At 62.3% G+C, this 20,183-nt stretch carries 18 protein-coding genes; 3 read left to right on the plus strand and 15 right to left on the minus strand.

The annotated features are described in order from the left end of the window. Position 1 precedes the first annotated feature (1 nt). Positions 2-1,486, plus strand: coding sequence for an aldehyde dehydrogenase (locus tag AB4Z19_RS12490; protein WP_442022691.1), 1,485 nt, complete (start codon positions 2-4; stop codon positions 1,484-1,486). A gap of 73 nt (positions 1,487-1,559) precedes the next feature. Here AB4Z19_RS12490 and panB read toward each other — a convergent pair whose 3' ends face one another. Together panB and AB4Z19_RS12500 are read right to left on the minus strand one after the other, a co-directional pair. Continuing rightward, positions 1,560-2,447, minus strand: coding sequence for a 3-methyl-2-oxobutanoate hydroxymethyltransferase (gene panB / locus AB4Z19_RS12495; RefSeq protein WP_442022692.1), 888 nt, complete (start codon positions 2,445-2,447; stop codon positions 1,560-1,562). A 53-nt stretch (positions 2,448-2,500) separates the two neighbouring features. Then, positions 2,501-3,352 carry a LysR family transcriptional regulator gene (locus AB4Z19_RS12500; protein WP_442022693.1) on the minus strand — a complete coding sequence of 284 codons (852 nt, stop codon included), beginning with the start codon at positions 3,350-3,352 and terminating at the stop codon, positions 2,501-2,503. A gap of 89 nt (positions 3,353-3,441) precedes the next feature. Between AB4Z19_RS12500 and AB4Z19_RS12505 the strand changes: the two genes are divergently transcribed. Beyond that, positions 3,442-4,290: an alpha/beta fold hydrolase gene (locus tag AB4Z19_RS12505; RefSeq protein ID WP_442022694.1), complete on the plus strand. Its 849-nt coding sequence runs from the start codon at positions 3,442-3,444 to the stop codon at positions 4,288-4,290. On the opposite strand, the gene AB4Z19_RS12510 is transcribed toward AB4Z19_RS12505, so the two are convergent. From AB4Z19_RS12510 to AB4Z19_RS12535, 6 genes are read right to left on the minus strand one after another with little or no spacing between them, the layout of a single operon-like run. Further along, the gene (locus AB4Z19_RS12510; protein WP_442022695.1) at positions 4,291-4,626 is read right to left on the minus strand and encodes a DMT family protein; all 336 of its coding nucleotides are present in this window, start codon (positions 4,624-4,626) and stop codon (positions 4,291-4,293) included. After that, complete coding sequence (gene folK / locus AB4Z19_RS12515; protein WP_442022696.1) at positions 4,623-5,105, minus strand: 2-amino-4-hydroxy-6-hydroxymethyldihydropteridine diphosphokinase; 483 nt, start codon at positions 5,103-5,105, stop codon at positions 4,623-4,625. Before folK ends, AB4Z19_RS12510 begins: the two co-directional genes overlap by 4 nt. Before the next feature lie 29 nt (positions 5,106-5,134). Further along, positions 5,135-6,664: a polynucleotide adenylyltransferase PcnB gene (gene pcnB / locus AB4Z19_RS12520; protein ID WP_442022697.1), complete on the minus strand. Its 1,530-nt coding sequence runs from the start codon at positions 6,662-6,664 to the stop codon at positions 5,135-5,137. Beyond that, entirely contained in the window at positions 6,657-7,328 is a 672-nt protein-coding gene (locus AB4Z19_RS12525) for an HAD family hydrolase (protein ID WP_442022698.1), read from the minus strand. The genes pcnB and AB4Z19_RS12525 overlap by 8 nt, the downstream gene beginning before the upstream one ends. After that, positions 7,325-7,996, minus strand: a complete 672-nt coding sequence (hda, locus tag AB4Z19_RS12530) for a DnaA regulatory inactivator Hda (RefSeq protein ID WP_442035353.1) — start codon at positions 7,994-7,996, stop codon at positions 7,325-7,327. Before hda ends, AB4Z19_RS12525 begins: the two co-directional genes overlap by 4 nt. Positions 7,997-8,047: 51 nt before the next feature. Further along, a complete protein-coding gene (locus AB4Z19_RS12535; protein WP_442035354.1) occupies positions 8,048-9,130 on the minus strand; it encodes an AI-2E family transporter in 1,083 nt (360 codons plus the stop codon). A 141-nt stretch (positions 9,131-9,271) separates the two neighbouring features. Between AB4Z19_RS12535 and purM the strand changes: the two genes are divergently transcribed. Continuing rightward, entirely contained in the window at positions 9,272-10,315 is a 1,044-nt protein-coding gene (gene purM / locus AB4Z19_RS12540) for a phosphoribosylformylglycinamidine cyclo-ligase (RefSeq protein ID WP_442035355.1), read from the plus strand. A gap of 87 nt (positions 10,316-10,402) precedes the next feature. On the opposite strand, the gene AB4Z19_RS12545 is transcribed toward purM, so the two are convergent. From AB4Z19_RS12545 to AB4Z19_RS12575, 7 genes are read right to left on the minus strand one after another with little or no spacing between them, the layout of a single operon-like run. After that, positions 10,403-11,617 (minus strand): 6-phosphofructokinase, encoded by a 1,215-nt coding sequence (locus tag AB4Z19_RS12545; RefSeq protein WP_442035356.1) that lies wholly within the window; start codon positions 11,615-11,617, stop codon positions 10,403-10,405. 39 nt (positions 11,618-11,656) lie between these two features. Beyond that, positions 11,657-13,651, minus strand: a complete 1,995-nt coding sequence (locus AB4Z19_RS12550) for an alpha/beta hydrolase family protein (protein WP_442035357.1) — start codon at positions 13,649-13,651, stop codon at positions 11,657-11,659. Continuing rightward, positions 13,648-15,630, minus strand: coding sequence for an alpha/beta hydrolase family protein (locus tag AB4Z19_RS12555; protein WP_442035358.1), 1,983 nt, complete (start codon positions 15,628-15,630; stop codon positions 13,648-13,650). The genes AB4Z19_RS12550 and AB4Z19_RS12555 overlap by 4 nt, the downstream gene beginning before the upstream one ends. A gap of 45 nt (positions 15,631-15,675) precedes the next feature. Further along, positions 15,676-17,733, minus strand: coding sequence for a sodium:solute symporter family protein (locus AB4Z19_RS12560; protein WP_442024248.1), 2,058 nt, complete (start codon positions 17,731-17,733; stop codon positions 15,676-15,678). After that, a complete protein-coding gene (locus tag AB4Z19_RS12565) occupies positions 17,730-17,981 on the minus strand; it encodes a DUF4212 domain-containing protein (RefSeq protein ID WP_442024246.1) in 252 nt (83 codons plus the stop codon). Before AB4Z19_RS12565 ends, AB4Z19_RS12560 begins: the two co-directional genes overlap by 4 nt. Beyond that, a complete protein-coding gene (locus AB4Z19_RS12570; protein WP_442035359.1) occupies positions 17,974-19,482 on the minus strand; it encodes a sensor histidine kinase N-terminal domain-containing protein in 1,509 nt (502 codons plus the stop codon). Before AB4Z19_RS12570 ends, AB4Z19_RS12565 begins: the two co-directional genes overlap by 8 nt. Continuing rightward, the gene (locus tag AB4Z19_RS12575; RefSeq protein WP_442035360.1) at positions 19,479-20,171 is read right to left on the minus strand and encodes a response regulator; all 693 of its coding nucleotides are present in this window, start codon (positions 20,169-20,171) and stop codon (positions 19,479-19,481) included. Before AB4Z19_RS12575 ends, AB4Z19_RS12570 begins: the two co-directional genes overlap by 4 nt. Positions 20,172-20,183: the final 12 nt, after the last annotated feature.

Consider the following 20,183-nt stretch of genomic DNA (forward strand, 5'->3'; position numbering starts at 1 on the left):
CATGGAGAAGATCAACTGGGCCGATCGCGCCATTCGCCTGAGTATCGATGGCCGCGCCTTCGTCAATGGTGAGCGCAGCTGGGCGGTGTCCGGCCGCAAGTTCGACAACTTGTCGCCGATCGACGGACGCTATCTTGCCCAGGTTGCGCGCTGCGACAGCTCGGATGTTGACCTGGCCGTGTCGAAAGCGCGCATCGCGTTTGAGGACGGGCGCTGGGCGCGCAAAGCCCCTGCGCAGCGCAAGAAGATCCTGATGCGCTTTGGCGAGTTGATGATGCAAAACATCGAGGAGCTAGCCCTGCTCGAAACGCTGGACATGGGCAAGCCAATCAAATACAGCCTGTCCGTGGATGTGCCCCTGGCCGCAAACTGCATCCGCTGGTATGGCGAAGCGATCGACAAGATCTACGGCGAGATCGCGCCCACGCCCGCCAACAGTCTGGCGCTCATCACGCGTGAGCCTGTGGGCGTAGTGGCGGCTATCGTTCCCTGGAATTACCCGATGCTGATGGCCGCATGGAAGATCGCGCCTGCACTGGCGGCGGGGAATAGCGTGGTACTCAAGCCATCGGAGAAATCGCCGCTGACCGCGTTGCGCATGGCCGAGCTGGCGATGGAAGCGGGCATTCCGCACGGTGTATTGAATGTGCTGCCGGGATTCGGCAATGAGGCGGGAGCCGCGCTGGCCCAGCATATGGATGTGGACTGCATCGGCTTCACCGGCTCCACGCGCACTGGCAAGCAGATCGTGCAGATGGCGGGGCAATCGAATTTAAAACGGGCCTGGACTGAATTGGGCGGCAAGTCGGCCAATATCGTTTGCGCCGATTGCCAGGATCTGGACGCGGCGGTGTCGGCGGCTATTGGTTCGATCTACTTCAACCAGGGCGAAAGCTGCAACGCACCGTCACGCCTGTTCGTTGAGGAATCGATTCGCGAAGAGTTCCTGGCGCGGGCGCTGAAGATGGTGCCGAACTATGCGCCGGGCGATCCGCTGGACGAGAAGACGGTGATGGGCGCGATTGTCGATGCGACGCAAATGAAAACCGTCATGGGTTATATCGAATCCGGCAAGGCGGAAGGCGCCAAGCTGCTGGCTGGCGGCAATGCGGCGCGCGCCAGCACCGGCGGCTTCTACGTCGAGCCAACGCTGTTCGACCGCGTCAACAACAGCATGAAGATTGCGCAGGAGGAGATTTTCGGACCGGTGCTGTCCGTGCTGGGTTTTACCGATCTGGATGAAGCGGTGAAGCAGGCGAATGCCACGAGCTACGGCCTGCATGCGGCGGTGTGGACTGCGGATTTGAGCAAGGCTGTGAAAACCGCCCGCGCTTTGAAGGCGGGCACGGTGCACGTCAACCAGTACGATGGCGACGACATCACCGTGCCGTTCGGCGGCTACAAGCAATCAGGCAATGGCCGCGATAAATCGCTGCATGCCTTCGACAAGTACACCGAGCTGAAAACGACCTGGATTCAGATTTGAGGTTGTCGCCGGTCAGGTGGCAACGGCGGGTCAATGACCCGCCCTACGGCGATCTTCGATCCGCCGTGCCTGTTTAGAAGCAATGTTCCAGCGCCGGGAAGCCGCCGTTCTTCACGGCCGCAACGTAGGCGCTGATCGCTGCCGCGATCGTGGTCTGGCCGTCCATGAAGTTCTTCACGAAGCGCGCTTTGCGGCCCGGGAACACGCCCAGCATATCGTGCATCACCAGCACCTGGCCGGAGCAGTCCGGACCCGCGCCGATGCCGATGGTCGGAATCGCCAGCAGCTCAGTAGTCTCCTTGCCCAGTGCAGTCGGAATCGCCTCCAGCACCAGCAGCGAAGCGCCGGAAGCTTGCAGTTTCAGCGCGTCCGCCTTCAGCAGCTCGGCGCTTTCCACGGTCTTGCCCTGCACCTTGTAGCCGCCCAGCGAATGCACGGACTGCGGGGTCAGGCCCAGGTGAGCGCAAACCGGAACGGAACGATCCACCAGGAAGCGCACGGTATCGGCAACCCAGGCGCCGCCTTCGATCTTCACCATATGCGCGCCGGCCTGCATCAGCTTGACCGCGTTGTCGAACGCTTGCTGTGGCGAGCCGTACGAACCAAAAGGCATATCGGCGACGATCATGGCCGACTTGGCGCCACGGGCGACAGCCGCCGTGTGATACGCCACTTCCTGCACGGTCACCGGCAGCGTGGACGAGTGGCCGTTGCACACCATGCCCAGCGAGTCGCCGATCAGCAGGACTTCCACGCCGCAGCTGTCCATCAGCGAAGCGAAGCTCGCGTCGTAGCAGGTCAGCATGGTGATCTTTTCGCCGGCCGCGCGCAGCGCGTTCAGCGACGGAATCGTCACGGCCTTGGTCGGCACCGCCTTCGTCGGAGCGGGCGTGCCGCTGGCGCCCAGCGCAGGCGCCGGAGCCGAACCAGCCATATCGTTCCCTTGCAAATAACCAGACATGGTATGTCCTCGAAATAAAAAAGCGTATTGTAAGCGCTTATTTCAACTGCTTGTCAGCGCCGCAATTCCGACATGATTTTTTCGGCAAGGAAGTCGCATGGCGGCCGATTCGACGTATTGCTGCGCGCGAGGATCACTTCCAGCGCATCGATTTCGGGAAGGCCCTGCGCCTGGCCGAGCAGGGCCAGATGACTGGGAACGGCGCAGCGCGCCAGCGGCGCCACGGCGAGCCCCGCTTCCACCATGCTGAGTAAGCCCATCAGGCTGGGGCTTTCGTAGGACGTGCGATACGGGATCTTTGCCTTCTCCAGGCTGCGGATCGCGTTTTCGCGCGCCACGCTGCCCGGCAGGAAGACGGCAATCGGCAGCGGACGCTCTTTCCAGATATCTTTTGCGCTCGGCGTTGCGGCCCAGACCATCGGCTCGAAGCGGATGAACTCTCCCGAAAGACCCTTCACGCGCGTGGCGCAGACCAGGTCCACCGAGCCATCTTTGACCATCGGCGCCAGCGCCACGCTCGGAAGTCCCACCACCTGAATTTGCACCTTCGGGTAAGTGGCGGAAAACTTCTTCAGGATTGGCGGCAGCAGGGAATAGGCATAGTCGTCGGGTACGCCAATGACTACGCGGCCCGTGATGTCGGGACGGACCACGGCGGCCCACGCTTCGTCGCGCAGCGCCAGCATACGCCGTGCGTAGGTCAGCAGAACCTCGCCATCCTGGGTCGGCGTGACGCTGCGCGGCCTGCGCACGAACAGCGGCTTGCCCAGCGCCGTTTCGAGCGTCTTGATCTGCATGCTCACGGCCGATTGCGAACGATGCACGACTTCCGCCGCGCGGCTGATGTTGCCGGTATCGGCTACGGCCACCATCATGGCCAGCACATCCAGGTCGAGTGCTTTCATAAGTATCAGAAAAACAGATAGAAACGTTCAGTATTATGCGATTTTCTTAGGCTAACACGTCAGGCATAGTATCGGAAAGGAGCCGAATCATGAACGCACGCACCGATCCATCAATCTTCGCATCGCCGGAACTGGACTTTGCCACACTGGCATCCGGCATCCGTGTGCCCTATGTGGCCAGCGGAGCGGGAGAGCCGCTGTTCTTCGTGCACGGCTCGCTGTGCGACTTCCGTTACTGGAACAGCCAGATTGCTGTTCTCGCAAAAGATTTCTACTGCGTTTCGATGAGCCTTGGCCATTACTGGCCAGGTGGCGACGGCCGCGCGCTGGGAGAATTCAGCTGGAAGAACCATGTGGCGGAACTGGCGGAGTTCATCGCCGCGATGGATGTCGGGCCGGTGCATCTGGTGGGCCATTCGCGCGGCGGATGCGTCGCGTTCCAGCTGGCGCGCGAGTATCCGCAACTTGTTAAATCGCTTACGCTGGCAGATCCGGGTGGCCCGCTGCAAATCGATGGCGCCGTGCAGGCTTCTCTGCCGTCTGAAACCGAGATCCTGCGCGCGGAAGTCTCCGCGCTGATTGAAAACCGTGCCATTGAGGCGGGACTTGAGCTGTTCGTCGACTCGGTCAGCCTGCCCGGCATCTGGCGCAGGAGCCCTGCCGGGTTCCGCACCATGGCGCTCGATAACGCCTCCACGCTGCCAAAGCAGTTCCGCGATCCCTTGCCTGCCTATTCGCGTGAAGCAGCAGCTGATGTGAAATGCCGGACCTTGCTGGTCGCTGGGCAGAAAAGCCCACGCATGTATCACGATAACGTAGAGCGGCTCGCGGAGTGGATCGGCGACGCCCAGACCCACACCATTGCCGGCGCTTCGCATGGCATGAATGTTACGCACCCGGCGGCGTTCAACCGCCTGCTCCAGGCTTTCCTGGGCTGATTATTTGCCGACGAAGAGGAAGCCCACCGCGCCCATGATGCAGACGAAGGCGCCCGCGTGGCGCCAGCTCACAGGTTCGCCCAGCACGGTCACCATGAAGATGCCGAACACGATCAGGGCGATGGCTTCCTGCGTGACTTTCAGCTGACCGGCGCTCCAGCCACTGGCGAAGCCGAAGCGGTTGGCGGGGACGGCCAGACAGTATTCCACAAATGCGATGACCCAGCTGATCAGGATGACCTGAAACAGCGGCTTGTGCATGCCGCCCTTCAAATGCCAGTACCAGGCAATCGTCATGAAGATGTTCGAGAGGGAGAGCAGCAGGAATGTAGTCATGACGGGAGCTTGGTGATGGTCTGGCCGGCAACGCGCGGCAGGTAGTCGGCGGCTTTGCCCAGGCCCGGTAGCTTGACTGCCGCATCCACTTCCAGCAGGGGCACCAGGACGAAGGCGCGTTCGTGCAGGCGCGGGTGGGGCACGGTCAGCGTGGGGCTGCTGATTAGCTGGTCGCCGTATAGCAGCAGGTCCATGTCCAGCGTGCGCGGAGCGTTGTAGTAAGGGCGCAGGCGGCCATGCGCTTGTTCGATGTCCTGCAGCGCGCGCAGCAGGGCTTCCGGTTCCAGCGCGGTTTGCAGACGGGCGACGGCATTGATGTAGTCGTCTCCGCTGGAATCGATGGGCGCCGTAAGGTACAGGCTGGAGACGCCGGCCAGCGTACTGCCGGGCAGCTGGCGCAGCATATTGATGGCGTCTTCCACATTGGCGCGGGCGTCGCCAAGATTGGCGCCGATGCCGATGTAGGCGGTGGTGTTCATGGCGGATCTAGGCGGATCGTTGATCCGCCCTACGCGGCGGCTGGTTCGTTGCTGCCGCCGCCACGCTTGCCGCGGCGGGGACGGCGACGGCGGCGCTTCGGCGCGCCATTCTCTTCGCTGGCCGGCATGTCGAACTCGTCCTCGCCTTCGTCGGCCACGGCTTCGCGCGCTTCAGCGTGCGCTGCATCGTCGGCGCTTTCGTGTTCTGCTTCCTGACCTTCGGCCGCGTCCTTGTGGCGCGTGCCACGGCGTGGTGGACGCTTGCGCTTCGCGCCGCCACCGCCGCTGCCAGCGGTCGACACCAGCTCCGCGCGCATGATCTCATCGCCCTCATAGAAGGCCGTCCACCAGTCGCCCAGTTCCTTGTCGATCTCGCCGGATGCGCAGCGCAGCAGCAGGAAGTCGTAGCCCGCGCGGAAGCGCAGGTGCTCCAGCAGCTTGTATGGGTTCTTGCCGTTGCGGCGCTCGAAGCGCGGCTGCATGGCCCAGATGTCGCGCATGTCGGAACCGATCTTGCGCTGCAGGGCCAGTTTTTCGGTCTGCGATTCCAGCACTTCGTCCGCTGCCAGATGCAGGGCAGGGATCGGGAATTCGCCGGCGGCCTGGTAGGCCTGCCACTTCTCCAGCACCTGGTGCCACAGCAGGGAGGCGAACAGGAAGCCGGGCGACACAGTCTTGCCGGCCAGGATGCGGCGGTCGGTGGCGTCCAGTGCCAGCGTGACGAACTTGGTGCCCAGCGGCTGCTCCAGCACCACGTCCAGCATCGGCAGCAGGCCATGATGCAGGCCTTCCTTGCGCAGCTGCTGCAGGCAGGCCAGCGCCTGGCCGGACATCAGCAGCTTCAGCATCTCGTCGAACACGCGTGCGGCAGGCACGTTGTTGATCAGCGGCGCCATCACCGAAATCGGTTCGGCAGTGGTCGGCTCGATATCGAATTTCAGCTTGGCGGCGAAACGCACCACGCGCAGCATGCGTACCGGGTCTTCGCGGTAACGCGCTTCCGGCTGGCCGATGATGCGCAGGGTCTTGGCGCGGATGTCTTCAATACCGCCGTGATAGTCCAGCACTTCCTGCGTGGCCGGGTTGTAGTACATGGCGTTGATAGTGAAGTCGCGGCGCGCCGCGTCTTCCGCCTGGCTGCCGAAGGTGTTGTCGCGCAGGACGCGGCCATGCTCGTCGCGCGGCGCGTTATCCATGGCCGTGCCGCGGAAGGTGGTTACTTCCAGCAGGTCCTGACCGAACATGACGTGCACGATCTGGAAGCGCTTGCCGATGATGAAGGCGCGGCGGAACAGGCGCTTGACCTGCTCCGGCGTAGCGTTGGTGGCGATGTCGAAATCTTTCGGCTTCACGCCCAGCAGCAGGTCGCGCACGGCGCCGCCAACCACGAAGGCCTGGAATCCTGCCTCCTGCAAGGTGCTGGTGACACGGACGGCGTTCGACGACAGCAGCTTCGGATCGATGCCGTGGTCTTTCGGTCCCATGACTTCGGGCTCGCTGGTATTGCGTCCGGCCTTGCCTTTGACGCCCAGGATTTTTCGGATGAATTTCTTAATCATTGAACAGATGGAGTAGTTCCCAGCCTTTTGCCGCGGCGTGTGCGCTCAGGGTGGCGTTGGGGTTGGTCGCAATCGGGTGGCTGACGATCGAGAGCAGCGGCAAGTCGTTGTGCGAATCGCTGTAGAAATGCACGCTCTCGAAGCTGTCCAGCGTATGTCCCATCTTTTCCAGCCAGGCCTTGGTGTGCACGATCTTGCCCTCGCCCTGGGTTGGCGTACCAAGCAGCTTGCCGGTGATGCGGCCCTCGGCATCGCGTTCGGGCATGGCGGCAATCAGATGCTCCACACCGAAGGCTTTGGCGATGGGCGCCGTCACGAAGTGGTTGGTAGCGGTAACGATGGCAACCAGGTCGCCGGCTTCCAGGTGTTTCTGCAAAATGGCGCGGGCGGCAGGCAGGACGTTCGGCATCACCACTTCCTGCATGAACTGCTGCTGAAGTTCGGCCAGGCGCTGCGGCTCGAATTTAGCCAGGGTGCCGAGGGAGAACTCAAGGTATTCGACGGGGTCCAGCGTACCGGCCTGATATTGGGCGAAGAATTCGTCATTGCGGCGGCGGAATTCGGCGACGTCCACCACGCCCAGTTTGCACAGGAACTTGCCCCATTCGTAGTCGGAGTCGATGGGGAGCAGGGTGTGGTCGAGGTCAAAGAGGGCGAGCTTCATTCTTCTTTCGCTTCCGCTTGCAGCCATTCGCGCAGCAGCGGCAGGGTAATTGGTCGTTGGGTTTCCAGGGAATACTGGTCGAGCGAGTCCAGCATCGAAGACAGCGAACGCATGTCACGCTGAAAATGGGACAGCAAGTAGGGTAACACGCCGGGAGACAAGGTCAAACCACGGGCGGCGGCGGCCTGGCTCAGCGCGGCCACCTTTTCCTCATCGGTCAGACCATGGATCTGGTAGATCAGGCCCCAGCCCATGCGGGTTCGCAGATCCTCGCGCACCGGCAGCACGGCCGGGGCCACATCGCCGCTGCACACCATGAAGGCGTTGTTGGCGCGGATCTCGTTGAACAGGGCGAAGGCGTCGATCTGGGCTACCGGCGACAGCTTTTCGCAGTCGTCCAGCAGGTAGAGATCCACTTCCGGCGAGTACACAAACTCGGATTCGATCGAAAACGGGGAAATATACCGGGCGCGCTCGGTCGAGGCGAGCGCCTTCAGCAGGTGCGACTTGCCTGCCCCGATTTCCCCCCACAGATAGGCAAAATGCTCGCGCGAGCTGCGGTCGGCGAACTGGCGCATCAGCGCAGCTACCTCGGCATTGCGGCCCACCTCGAATGATTCCAGGGTGTGCACCGGCTCCGCGCCCAGGTCAAGCACCAATTGTTTCATTGGTATTGCCCCGGCTTTGTGGTCTTTTGAATAACGATTTCGATCTTCACACTACGCATTATAAAAGCTGCTGCTAAGGTAGTGGCGGCGCAGGTGGCGGAAAGCCACCATCAGCAGGGCGGAAGCGGGCAGCGCCAGCAGTACGCCGACGAAGCCGAACAGCTGTCCGAAAGCCAGCAAGGCGAAAATCACAGCCAGCGGATTCAGGCCGATACGCTCGCCCACCAGGCGCGGCGTGAGGAAAAATCCTTCGATAATCTGGCCGAAACCGTAGATGACGGCCACCGCGATCACGCCGCTCCAGTCGCTGAATTGCAGCACAGCCGACATCAGGGCCAGCAGTAGGCCGAGGCCGAAACCGAGATAGGGAATGAAGACGAGCAGACCGGTCAGGATGCCGACCGGCAGCGCCACGTCGAAGCCCGCCAGCGCCAGCGTGGCCGAGTAGTAGCAGGCCAGCACCAGCATCACCAGCAGCTGGCCGCGCAGATACTGGGCCAGCAGGGTGTCCGCTTCCTGGGCCATGCCGACGGTGGAGCCGATCCAGCGGCGCGGCACGGCCGCGGCGACACGCGCCAGCAGATCATGCCAATCCAGCAACATGTAAAACAACACAACGGGAATCAGCACCGCAGTTGCCAGCCACCCCAGCACGGCCGTACCGCCGATGCGGGCGGAATTCAGCACGGCGGACCAGATCTGGTCGCCGCTCTTGGCCATCTGCTCGGTCACCATGGCCTTGATGCTGGCCGAGTCGAAGCTGAAATCCACGCCCAACTGGTGCAGGCGCGGTCCGAAGGCGTCGTTCATGCGGGCCAGCGCGGTGGGGATGGCGGCTTGCAGCAGGGGGATTTCCTTTTGCAGCACCGGCACCACGATCAGCACCAGGGCAAAGATGGCGGCAAAGAACAGCACCACGACAATGGTCACGGCCAGCGCGCGCGGCAGCGGGAAGCGGGCGAACTTGAAGCGGCTCAGGCGATCCACACCGGGATTCAGCACGTAAGCCAGGATGGCGGCCGCCAGAAATGGCGTCAGCACCGGTCCCAGCGTCACCAGAAGGAACAGGAATGCCAGCCAGACTGCCACCCAAAACACTGTTTGTTTTTGTTCTACCGTGAGGGGAAATGGCATGAGCGGGCGGGTTTGTGGTCGAAAAACGGTGGGTTGAGAGGCTAATTTGATAAAATAGCGGACTTGCCGGATTTTGCCCCCATTTCGGCGCAGAATCGGGCCACCGCTTTCTATTTTACCGCCTCCGCTGCGAAATACACCATGAGCCAACCTTCGAATGTTTCCCTGTCCTACCGTGACGCGGGTGTCGATATCGACGCCGGCGATGCCTTAGTTGAAGCGATCAAGCCGTTCGCCAAGCGCACCATGCGCGAAGGCGTGATGGGCGGCATCGGCGGCTTCGGCGCGCTGTTCGAGATCAGCAAGAAGTACAAGGAGCCAGTGCTGGTGTCCGGTACCGACGGCGTGGGTACCAAGCTGAAACTGGCTTTCGAGCTGAACCGTCATGACACCGTGGGCATCGACCTGGTTGCCATGAGCGTGAACGACATCCTGGTGCAGGGCGCCGAGCCGCTGTTCTTCCTGGACTACTTCGCCTGCGGCAAGCTGGACGTGCCGACCGCGACCGACGTGATCAAAGGCATCGCCAAGGGCTGCGAAATTTCCGGCTGCGCGCTGATCGGCGGCGAAACCGCTGAAATGCCTTCCATGTACCCAGCCGGCGAATACGACCTGGCCGGCTTCGCGGTGGGCGCAGTGGAAAAGTCCAAGCTGATCGACGGCACCAAGATTATTCCTGGCGACGTGGTGCTGGGTCTGGCTTCGTCCGGCGCGCACTCCAACGGCTACTCCCTGGTACGCAAGATCATCGAAGTGGCGAAGCCGGATCTGAACGCCGACTTCCACGGCCGCAAACTGGCGGACGTGATCATGGAACCGACCCGCATCTACGTGAAGCCCCTGCTGGCGCTGATGGAAGCGATGGAAGTGAAGGGCCTGGTGCACATCACCGGCGGCGGCCTGGTCGAGAATATCCCTCGCGTGCTGGGCGAGCACCTGACCGCAGAACTGGATGGTTCGTCGTGGACCATGCCTCCGCTGTTCCAGTGGCTGCAACAGCACGGCGGCGTGGCCGACGCTGAAATGCACCGCGTGTTCAACTGCGGCATCGGCATGACCGTGATCGTCTCCGCCGAAAACGCCGACGCAGCCGAAGCCCAGCTGAAGGCCGCCGGCGAAACCGTCTACCGCATCGGCAAAATCCGCGCCCGCGCGGAAGGCGAACACCAGACGATCGTCAAGTAATTAAAACCGACGGCGTGAACCTAGTGGCTGCCACATCGTGGCAGCCACTTGCTTTTAGTCCCGGGTTTTAATGAGGTCAGCGGCGCATCAGCGCTTGAGGATCTTCGGTACGGCAGGGGAGCGCAGGCGGTGCGCGTCCGGCAGGCCGGAGCCGAGCAGGGGGCGCAGGTAGTTGATGAAGGCGTCGGTGACGTTGGTGCCGCTGGCGGATATGAAGGCGTCTTCCATCGTACGCGTTTTGCCGGCCACGGTTTCCAGCGGCAGCAGCTCATATTGCACCGCGTAGTCGCCGCTGCGGCGGATCGCCACGGAACCATCGCGGTCGCCCCACATCGCAAACTGCACGGCCTTCTCGCCGACTTCGCGCGCCTCGCGCTGGTCCACGTCCGAAACGCAGCCGAGGAAGGAGCGCTGCAGATAGCCGAAGGTGTCGCCGCGCACGCGCTTGATGCCGAGCTTCTCCTTGATTTCATCGCACAGCAAATCGGCCAGCGCGCCGGTGCCGGACAGCTGCACATTGCCATGCGCATCGCGCTCGACCTCTTTCGCCAGCAGCGAGGCAATCGCTTCGCCGGACGCATCGTGAATGCCTTCCGACACCGCAATCACGCAGCGGCCATGTCTGGCGTAAGTCTCCTTCACATCAGCCAGAAACTGCTCCAGCGAGAACACGCGTTCCGGCAGGTAGATCAGGTGCGGTCCGTCGTCGGGGAATTTACGTCCGAGCGCCGAAGCCGCGGTGAGGAAGCCGGCGTGGCGGCCCATCACCACGCCCACGTACACACCAGGCAGCGACGCGTTGTCCAGGTTCGCGCCCGCAAAGGCCTGCGCCACAAAGCGCGCGGCCGACGGGAAACCCGGCGTATGGTCATTGCCCACCAAATCGTTGTCGATGGTTTTCGGAATATGCACGGCACGCAGCGGATAGCCTTCGGCGCGCGCCTGTTCACTGACGATGCGTACCGTGTCCGACGAATCGTTACCGCCGATGTAGAAGAAGTGGCCAATGTCGTGCGCCTTCAGCACCTTGAAGATATCTTCGCAATACTTCAGGTCCGGCTTGTCGCGCGTGGAACCGAGTGCGGAGGAGGGCGTGGCTGCAACCAGCTCCAGGTTATGGCTGGTCTCCTGCGTCAGATCCAGGAAGTCTTCGTTGACGATGCCGCGCACGCCATGCAGCGCGCCGTACACCTTCGTCACTTCGCGGAAGCGCCGCGCCTCCAGTACCACACCTACCAGCGACTGGTTGATGACGGCGGTAGGACCGCCTCCCTGTGCGACCAGAATTTTGCCCGACGACATGCGCAGCCTCCCGAGGAAATTGGATGACGAGCCGCCAGCTTACTCCGTTTTCGCGCCAGGACCGATATTCTTGTCGAGGAATTTCTCCACGCGGGTCCAGAAGTCGTAGCGGTTTTCCGGCAGCAGCCAGCCATGGCCCTCGCCCGAATACTCGATATATTCCACATCGGCTTTGTTGGCCTGCAAAGCTGAACGCAGTTTGCTGTAGTGCGTGAATGGCACGCGGTGATCGTCCGTGCCATGGGCCAGTAGCAGCGGACGCTTGATGCGGGCGGCCTGCTTCAGCGGCGAAGTGGCGATGAACTGCTCGGTATCCTTGTTCACATCGCCGATCAGGTGAGGCGCGCCGTATTGTTTGTAGTCGTCGCCCATATCGGACAGCACCATATCGCCGCTGTCGAACATCAGAGGAATATCGGTGACGGCGGCGAAGGCAACGCCGCAGCGGTACAGATCCGGATCTTTGATTAGGCCCATCAGCGTCGCATACCCGCCATAGCTGCCGCCCAGGATGCAGACCCGCTTCGGATCGGCAATACCCTGCGCCACGGCCCATTTGACCGCGTCGGCGATATCGTCCTGCATGGCAAGACCCCATTGCTTGCGGCCCGCGGAGAACAGCTGGAAGCCATAGCCGGTACTGCCGCGGAACTCGGGCTGGATGACGGCATAGCCGCGCGAGGCGAGGAACTGGCTGTCTTCATCCCAGGTCCAGTCGGTGCCGCGCACATAAGGACCGCCATGCACGATCACCACCATCGGCAGCTTCTTGCCGCCACCTTTCGGCATCGTGACCCAGGCCGGAATGGCCAGACCGTCACGCGCCTTGAACTTGACCAGATCCATCTGACCCATGTCCGCAGCATGGATGCCTGGATGCCGGCTGCCCAGCACGACCAGCTTGTGCGTCTCGGTGTTATACAGCTGGAACAGCGATGGCTGGCGGTCGGAGGTGGAACGAACCAGCACCCATGGCGTTTGCGGATGGCGCGGCGGCGTGATCCGGTTATTCAGGCCCGGCAGCAAAGCGTCTACCTGCTTCTGCACCTCCTTCATACCCGGATCGAACCATGCACTGCCATAGCCGTCCGCCAGGTATTGAATGCCTGCCAGCTTGTCGTTGATATAAACGAGCGTGCCGCTGAAATCGAAGTCGGCCAGCTCCATGAGCGGTTCCTTGTCCATCTTGCCGGTGACCAGGTCGAACTGGCGCAAGGTGAGTTTGTCGCCGCCGGCATAGGACTGCACCAGCAGGTGATGCTCGTCCATGAAGCCGAGTGGCGCAAAGCCCGCGTGCGGACCGTAAGCCTTGGTGCTGGAAATGACGCGCCAGGAAGAAGTGGCCGGATCAAGATAGTGCAGCGTCTCGATGCCTTCGCTGAGCGATGTCATCAGGCGCGGCACGCCCTTGACGTCCAGCAGCCAGCCTTCCGGGTTGGCCGGCCGGCTGATGACTTCACCCATGCCGGTGCCGGCATCGATGCGCACCAGGTCCGTGCGCATGATCTCGTAGGTGTTTTTCTCTTCGTGCCAGACCGGGCGCCTCACATAGAGAATGTCGGAGTCTTGCGGACCTTCCTGATTCATCAGGTAAGTATTCCAGGGCTGGAAACGGGCCTTGATCATGGTGCCGGTCTCGGCCCCGGTATCCCAGCGGCGCGCAGCCAGGATGCGGCCGTTGCCGCCATCGCGGTCGATGAGGAACAAACCTGGCGCGTAGCGCATATCGCCCGGTGTCTGCGTGCGGTCGGCAATGGTGTAGAGCAGCTGCTTGTCGTTCAGCCAGCGGAAGCTGCCGATGTCCTGGTCGGACATGCGGATGGTGCCGATCAGCGCCATCGTCGACGTATCGAGCACACCCAGGCTGTCGCGCAGCTTGTCGTTGCCGATCTTGACCGCGACATAGCGTCCGCTCGGCGATATGCGGGCGTCGCTGTATTGCGCATTTTCGAAAAACAGCTTGACCGGCAGCGGCGCGGCGGCGACGCTGGCGGCAAAGGTGAACAGGGCTGCGGCCAGGGCTTTTTTAATCATGGTTTGGCGTTGGGTCCAATCTGACGGTCGAGGAATTTTTCTACGCGGGTCCAGAAATCGATGCGGTTTTTCGGCAGGGCCCAGCCGTGGCCTTCTTCCGGATACTCGACCCATTCGACATCCTTGTTGGTGGCCTGGACGGCATCGCGGAACTTGGTGCCGTGTACGATGGGTACGCGCTTGTCGGCGCCGCCGTAGGCCAGCAATAGCGGGCGGTTGATGCGCGCGGCCTGCTCCAGCGGCGAGGTGGCCTTCAGCTGGGCCGCGTCTTTTTCCATGTCGCCGATCAGGTCGGGCATACCGTATTTTTTCCAGCGCTCCGGCATGTCGTCGGCGTGCAGCCAGTGGCCGGTGTAGAGCAGTTTGATGTCGGTCACGCCCACCCAGTCCACGCCGCACTTGTACAGATCGGGATCGTTGACGAGGCCCATCAGGGTCGCATAGCCGCCGTAGCTGGCGCCAGCGATACAGACGCGCTTCGGATCGGCATAGCCTTTCGCCACGGCCCATTTGACGCCGTCGGCAATATCGTCCTGCATTTTCAGGCCCCACTGTTTCCAGCCGGCGCGGAAGTGGGCTTCGCCAAAGCCGGTGCTGCCGCGGTATTCGGGCTCCAGCACGACGTAGCCGCGTGAGGCGAGGAACTGCACGTCGGAGCGCCATCCCCAGCGGCTGCCGCGCACATACGGACCACCATGCACCAGCACCACCATGGGCAGATTCTTGCCGCTGCTTTGGAGCGGAACCGTCAGCATGGCAGGGATTTCCAGCCCGTCGCGCGCGGTGTAGCGTACTTCTTCCTCCGCGCCCATATGCGATGGTTTGATGTTCGGACGGCTTGCGCCAACGCGGTCCAGCTTTTTCGTTTCGCTGTTGTAGATGAAGTAGACGGAGGGCTGCACGTCGGAGTAGGCCGTCACCAGCACATTGGCCGTTTCCGCATGGGTTGGCAGGTCAATCATGTTGATCGTGTTCGGCAGCAGCTTGTTCACCGCCTCCTGCATCTGCTTCATGTCGGAATCGAACCAGAGGGTGTCATAAGCATCGCGCAAATAGCGGATGCCGAGCAGCTTGTCGCCGCGCATGATCAGGCGGCCGCTGAAGTCGTAGCCGTCCAGTTGAATCAGGGGCTGCTCGCTGACCTTGCCGGTGGCGACGTCAAAGGTATGGACAGCGGCGCGGTCCTTTACCTTGCTGCTGATGACGTACAGCGTGCCTTCCGGCCCGAAGGCCAGTGGCGTAAAGGCGTCCAGCCCGCCGCGGTAGGTATCGAAGCTGGCTACCTTGCGCCATGTATCGTTGCCGCTGTCGCGCAAATAAATATTGCGCATGCTCTTGTCCAGCGTATAGGTCAAACGCGGCGCGCCTTTGTTATCGAGCACCCAGCCCATGGTATCGCCAGGGCGGCTGACTTCCTCGGTGCGTCCATTCAAAGTGTTCAGGCGCAGCAGCGCGACGTCGCGCAGATCGCCCAGCCCGGCGATATTATTGTCGGTGACGTAGACCCATTCGGAGTCCTGCGCGCCGACTTGCGACAGCATGAAGGTATGCCAGGGCAGCAGCTTTTTGGCCATGCCGTCGCGCACGAAATGATTGGCCCGCTCGGCCAGCTGACGGAAATGGGTACCGTCGCGGTCAACGGCGAACAGCCCCGGCGCGTAGATTCGCTCGCCTTCGCTAGCGGTTTTGTCGTTCAGGTCGAACAACAGTCGGCTATCGCTCACCCATTGTAGATGGCCGATGTCGGCGCTCGAGAAGCCGGCAATGGCTTGCGCCTTGTTGTCGCGCAGATCGACCACCGCCAGCATGTCGCGGCCGTTCTCTTTGCTGGCGACTTTGGCGGCGAGATAGCGGCCGCTTGGCGATAGGACCGGCTCGTTGAATTCAGGGTTGTTGAAGAAGTCTTCGATGGGCTGCTGCTGGGCGGAAGCCGCAGACGTCGCCGCAGCAATGAGGAGGGCGAGTATAGTTTTTATCATGCCGCGACATTAGCACGGCAACATCCGTTGAAAATCCACTAATTGTCACAGCTTGGGCTGAGGGGGCGTTTCAGGTGTGTGGATGTAGCGGATCAGCGCCACGCTTTCCTCGTCCGGCTGCGGCGTCAGCAGGCTGACAACGATCACGGCCAGCAGCCCGACTGGCACGCCGAACACGCCCGCCGAAATGGGCGCAATGCCAAACCATTCGCCCGACAGGCTGCCGCCCAGCACTGGATTGGTGTGCAGCATATACAACAGGCAGGTAAAGAAGCCCGCCACCATGCCTGCCATGGCGCCCTGGCGATTGGCGCGATCCCAGAACACGCCCAGTACCAGGGCCGGGAACAGGGTGGAAGCCGCCAGCGAGAAGGCGGCGCCAACCAGCGACAGGATGTCGCCCGGTTTGGTTGAAGCTGCGTAGGAAGCGATAAAGGCAACCGCCAGTAACAGCAATTTGGAAATTGTCACTCGCTTTTGAGTGGATGCATTAGGGTCGACCAGCTTGTAGTAGATGTCGTGCGACAGCGCGTTCGAGATCGCCAGCAGCAGCCCGTCCGCAGTGGACAGGGCCGCCGCCAAGCCGCCCGCTGCCACCAGTCCCGATATCACATACGGTAGTCCCGCGATTTCCGGCGTGGCCAGCACCAGCACGTCCGAATCGATCAGGATCTCGCCCAGCTGCACGATGCCGTCGTGATTCACATCGTTGATCGCCAGCAGCGGGTTGGTCTTGTCCACATTGGCCCAATAGGACACCCAGGTTGGCAGCTTCGAGAAATCGCTGCCCACCAGCGCGCTGTAAATATCGTATTTGACCAGCACGGCCAGTGCCGGAATGGACAGGTAGACCAGCAGGATAAAGAACAGCGTCCAGAACACGGAGACGCGCGTGTCATGCACCGACGGTGTGGTGTAGGAGCGCATCAGGATGTGCGGCAGGGCGGCCGTGCCCACCATCAGGCAGAACACCAGGGCGAGGAAATTCAGGCGTTTGTTGTCCGACTGTTCGCGCGTGGCGCCGGGGAAGGGCTCCGCATGCGGCACGATGTCGGCGGCACGCGCCATATTGTAGTCGCGCTGGCTGGACCACAGCGCGGCCGCTTCTTCCACGCTTTTCGGATAGGCGATCAGCGCGCGTTCGGCGGCGCGGATTTCCAGCAGCGAGCCACTGCGCCGCTTGACGGCGTCGAGATTGTGCTGGGCTTCCTGGCGCCCCGATTCCCACGAAGCAGGCAGGCCATTCAGGCGAACATCATAGTCGTCCGCGCGCTGGCGGAAGATCGATCGCACCTCCGCTTCCGCTTCATCATGGGCCAGCACGTTCTCGCGCGCCGTCAGCTGGGGCAGCAGTTTGCCGTAGGCCACCTGCGGTATCGGATTGTCGGCGTGCTTCACCGACAGCCACATGGCCGGAATCAAGAACGCCACCAGGATGATGATGTATTGCGCCACCTGGGTCCACGTGATGGCGCGCATGCCGCCGAGGAAGGAGCACACCAGAATGCTGGCCAGACCAAGGAAGATACCGACCGAGAAGTCCACACCCGTGAAACGCGAAGCGATCAGACCCACCGCATAAATCTGCGCCACCACATAGGTGAAGGACACGATGATGGTCGCCGCCACCGCCAGCAGCCGCACAGGGCGCCCGTGATAATCGCCGCCATAGCGCGCTGCCAGAAAGTCGGGAATCGTGTACTGCGCAAACTTGCGCAGATAGGGCGCGATCAGCAGCGCGACCAGGCAGTAGCCGCCGGTCCAGCCCATGATGTAGGCCAGTCCGTCGAAACCGTGCAGATACAGGCCGCCCGCCAGCGAGATGAAACTGGCGGCGGAAATCCAGTCCGCAGCGGTGGCCATGCCGTTGAACAGCGCGGGCACGCGCCGCCCGGCCACATAGTATTCAGACACATTCGAAGTGCGCGAAATCACGCCGATCGATGCGTACAGCACGATGGTGGCGAACATGAACAGATAGCCGATCCACAGGCGGGGCATGCCTTCCTTTTCCAGCACTGCCAGCGCGATCAGGAAGGCCGCAAAGCAGGAAGTGAAGATCAGGTAGTAGCGCGACAGGCGGCGGAAGAAGCTGTTTTTCACTGGCCGGCCTCCGCTGCGTAGGCGCGGTCCAGCCGCCGCATATAGATGGCGTAGCCACCGATGATGCCCAGGTAGGCCAGTGATGCGCCTTGCGCCGCCAGATAAAAGTTCAGCGGCCAGCCGAAGATGAACAAGCCATTCAGTTCGCGTGCGAAGAACACCACGCAGAAAGTCGTCAGCAGCCATGCTGCCAGCAGCAGGCCGGTTACGCGGCGTGCTTTGCGCCAGTGCTGTTCGCGCTTATCCAAAATGCGGGACCTCGTCGTTTTCAATCGGCTCGGGCGGACGGATCTCGAACGTCAGCCGAAACAGGCAGCCGGGATATTTGGGATCATGGCAGCGCGGATTGCTGAACAGGTCCAGCTCCGCATTATGCTGCTGCGCGACTTCGCGCACGATGGCCAGGCCAAGGCCGCTGCCTTCGGCCGTGCTGCCGAGAATCCGGTAGAAGCGCTCGAATACGTGGGCACGTTCGGCTGGTGGGATGCCGGGACCGTTGTCTTCCACTTCGAGGATCGCGTGATCGCCCGCACGCCGTACGCGCACCGTCACGGCGCCGCCGCGTGGCGTGTAGCGCAGGGCGTTGTCGATCAGGTTGGACAGCATTTCGCGCAGCATCATCGGATTGCCGGATACCGGCACCTGCTCGGTCGGCGGCTCGAAGCCCAGGTCGATCTTGTAATTGAAGGACGCCTGCACCCAGTCCTGTACCGTGGTGCGCGCCAGCTCACCCAGTTCGATCGGCACGAAAGCGGCTCCGGATTGCGGCTGGTTCTCGGTGCGCGCCAGCGCCAGCAACTGGTTCACGAGGCGCGTGGCTGCCTCCGAACTTTTCGCCAGCTGTTCCAGCGAGCGGTGGATTTCGTTCCTGTCCGTCTGGCGCAGCGCCAGCTCGGACTGCATGCGCATCCCCGCCAGCGGCGTCTTCATCTGGTGCGCCGCGTCGGCGATGAAGCGCTTTTGCATATCGATGGACAGCTTCAGGCGTTCCAGCATTTCGTTGAGCGAGCGTACCAGCGGCGTGATTTCCTCCGGCACCTGATTGGGCGGAATGGGACTCAGGTCATCCTCCGGCCGTGCGCGGATGCGCTCCTGCAGCTCGGCCAGCGGCAGCAGCCCGCGTGACAGCGCAAACCACACCAGCGCCAGCACGATGGGCAGGATGATGAACTGCGGCAGGATCACGCCCTTGATGATTTCATTGGCCAGCTTGGCGCGCTTCTCCAGCGTTTCCGCCACCTGTACCAGGGCCAGGCGCGGATCGTGGTCCTTGTCCTTCTCCAGGTTCACGTAGGAATAGGCCACGCGGATTGGCGTGCCGTGCAGGGTGTCGTTACGAAAGTTCACGCTGCCGGCGCGGAAGCTGTCCGGATCGGGCGCGGCTTGCGGCTGCGGCAGATCGCGGTCGCCGTCCACATGATTGCCGCGCGGGTCCATGATCTGGAAGTAGACGCTGTCCACATCGTCGGCGCGCAGGATGTCGCGCGCGGAGCCGGACAGGCGCTCGATCACCTGGCCATCCACTTCACGCACCTGCTGCGACAGCACGGTGACGTTATCTTCCAGCGCGTGGTCGAAAGGCTGGTTGGCGATGGATTTTGCGACCAGGTAGGTAATCGCGATGCTCATTGGCCAGAGCAGCAGCAGGGGGGCGAGCATCCAGTCCAGGATCTCGCCGAACAGGGAGTGCTGGATTTCGTTGGCTTCGGCGGCGGGCGCCTGTTGCCAGCTGGCCTTTTCCTCGCTCACTTGCCTTCAGCGCCGGATGCGGCGGAAAACTTCTCCAGGCAGTAGCCCAGCCCGCGCACGGTGGCGATGCGCACGCCGCCCACTTCGATCTTCTTGCGCAGGCGGTGCACATAGACTTCGATGGCGTTGTTGCTGACTTCCTCGCCCCATTCGCACAGGTGGTCGACCAGCTGTTCCTTCGACACCAGCCGTCCCGTGCGCGCCAGCAGGATTTCCAGCAGGCCCAGTTCGCGCGCCGACAGGTCCAGCATCTGGTCATTAATATAGGCGCTGCGCCCCACCTGGTCGTAGGTGAGGGGGCCATGCTTTATGACGGTAGAACCGCCACCCTGGCCGCGCCGGGTCAGCGCCCGTACGCGCGCTTCCAGTTCGGACAGGGCGAAAGGCTTGGCCATGTAATCGTCCGCGCCCAGATCGAGGCCGTTGACGCGCTGTTCGACCGAATCGGCAGCCGTCAGGATCAGCACCGGCAGCAGCGAGCCGCGCGAACGCAAGCGGCGCAGCACTTCCAGACCGGACAGCTTGGGCAGGCCAAGGTCCAGAATCAGCAGATCGAATTCCTGGGTGGAGAGGGCGGTGTCGGCTTCCTGCCCGTTTTTTACGCAATCAATGGCATAACCGGACTGGCGCAGGGAACGTGTCAGGCCGTCGGCAAGGACGCTGTCATCTTCGGCAAGTAAAATACGCATAACGCTAATGTA

It is taken from the genome of Pseudoduganella sp. RAF19 (assembly GCF_052114165.1).
In the GTDB taxonomy this organism is placed as follows: Bacteria; Pseudomonadota; Gammaproteobacteria; order Burkholderiales; family Burkholderiaceae_D; genus Rugamonas.

Bases quoted from the DNA above. Each gene is read 5' to 3' on its own strand.
- AB4Z19_RS12490 (WP_442022691.1), top strand. From the start codon at position 2: ATGGAGAAGATCAACTGGGCCGATCGCGCCATTCGCCTGAGTATCGAT.
- panB (WP_442022692.1), bottom strand. From the start codon at position 2,447: ATGTCTGGTTATTTGCAAGGGAACGATATGGCTGGTTCGGCTCCGGCG.
- AB4Z19_RS12500 (WP_442022693.1), bottom strand. From the start codon at position 3,352: ATGAAAGCACTCGACCTGGATGTGCTGGCCATGATGGTGGCCGTAGCC.
- AB4Z19_RS12505 (WP_442022694.1), top strand. From the start codon at position 3,442: ATGAACGCACGCACCGATCCATCAATCTTCGCATCGCCGGAACTGGAC.
- AB4Z19_RS12510 (WP_442022695.1), bottom strand. From the start codon at position 4,626: ATGACTACATTCCTGCTGCTCTCCCTCTCGAACATCTTCATGACGATT.
- folK (WP_442022696.1), bottom strand. From the start codon at position 5,105: ATGAACACCACCGCCTACATCGGCATCGGCGCCAATCTTGGCGACGCC.
- pcnB (WP_442022697.1), bottom strand. From the start codon at position 6,664: ATGATTAAGAAATTCATCCGAAAAATCCTGGGCGTCAAAGGCAAGGCC.
- AB4Z19_RS12525 (WP_442022698.1), bottom strand. From the start codon at position 7,328: ATGAAGCTCGCCCTCTTTGACCTCGACCACACCCTGCTCCCCATCGAC.
- hda (WP_442035353.1), bottom strand. From the start codon at position 7,996: ATGAAACAATTGGTGCTTGACCTGGGCGCGGAGCCGGTGCACACCCTG.
- AB4Z19_RS12535 (WP_442035354.1), bottom strand. From the start codon at position 9,130: ATGCCATTTCCCCTCACGGTAGAACAAAAACAAACAGTGTTTTGGGTG.
- purM (WP_442035355.1), top strand. From the start codon at position 9,272: ATGAGCCAACCTTCGAATGTTTCCCTGTCCTACCGTGACGCGGGTGTC.
- AB4Z19_RS12545 (WP_442035356.1), bottom strand. From the start codon at position 11,617: ATGTCGTCGGGCAAAATTCTGGTCGCACAGGGAGGCGGTCCTACCGCC.
- AB4Z19_RS12550 (WP_442035357.1), bottom strand. From the start codon at position 13,651: ATGATTAAAAAAGCCCTGGCCGCAGCCCTGTTCACCTTTGCCGCCAGC.
- AB4Z19_RS12555 (WP_442035358.1), bottom strand. From the start codon at position 15,630: ATGATAAAAACTATACTCGCCCTCCTCATTGCTGCGGCGACGTCTGCG.
- AB4Z19_RS12575 (WP_442035360.1), bottom strand. From the start codon at position 20,171: ATGCGTATTTTACTTGCCGAAGATGACAGCGTCCTTGCCGACGGCCTG.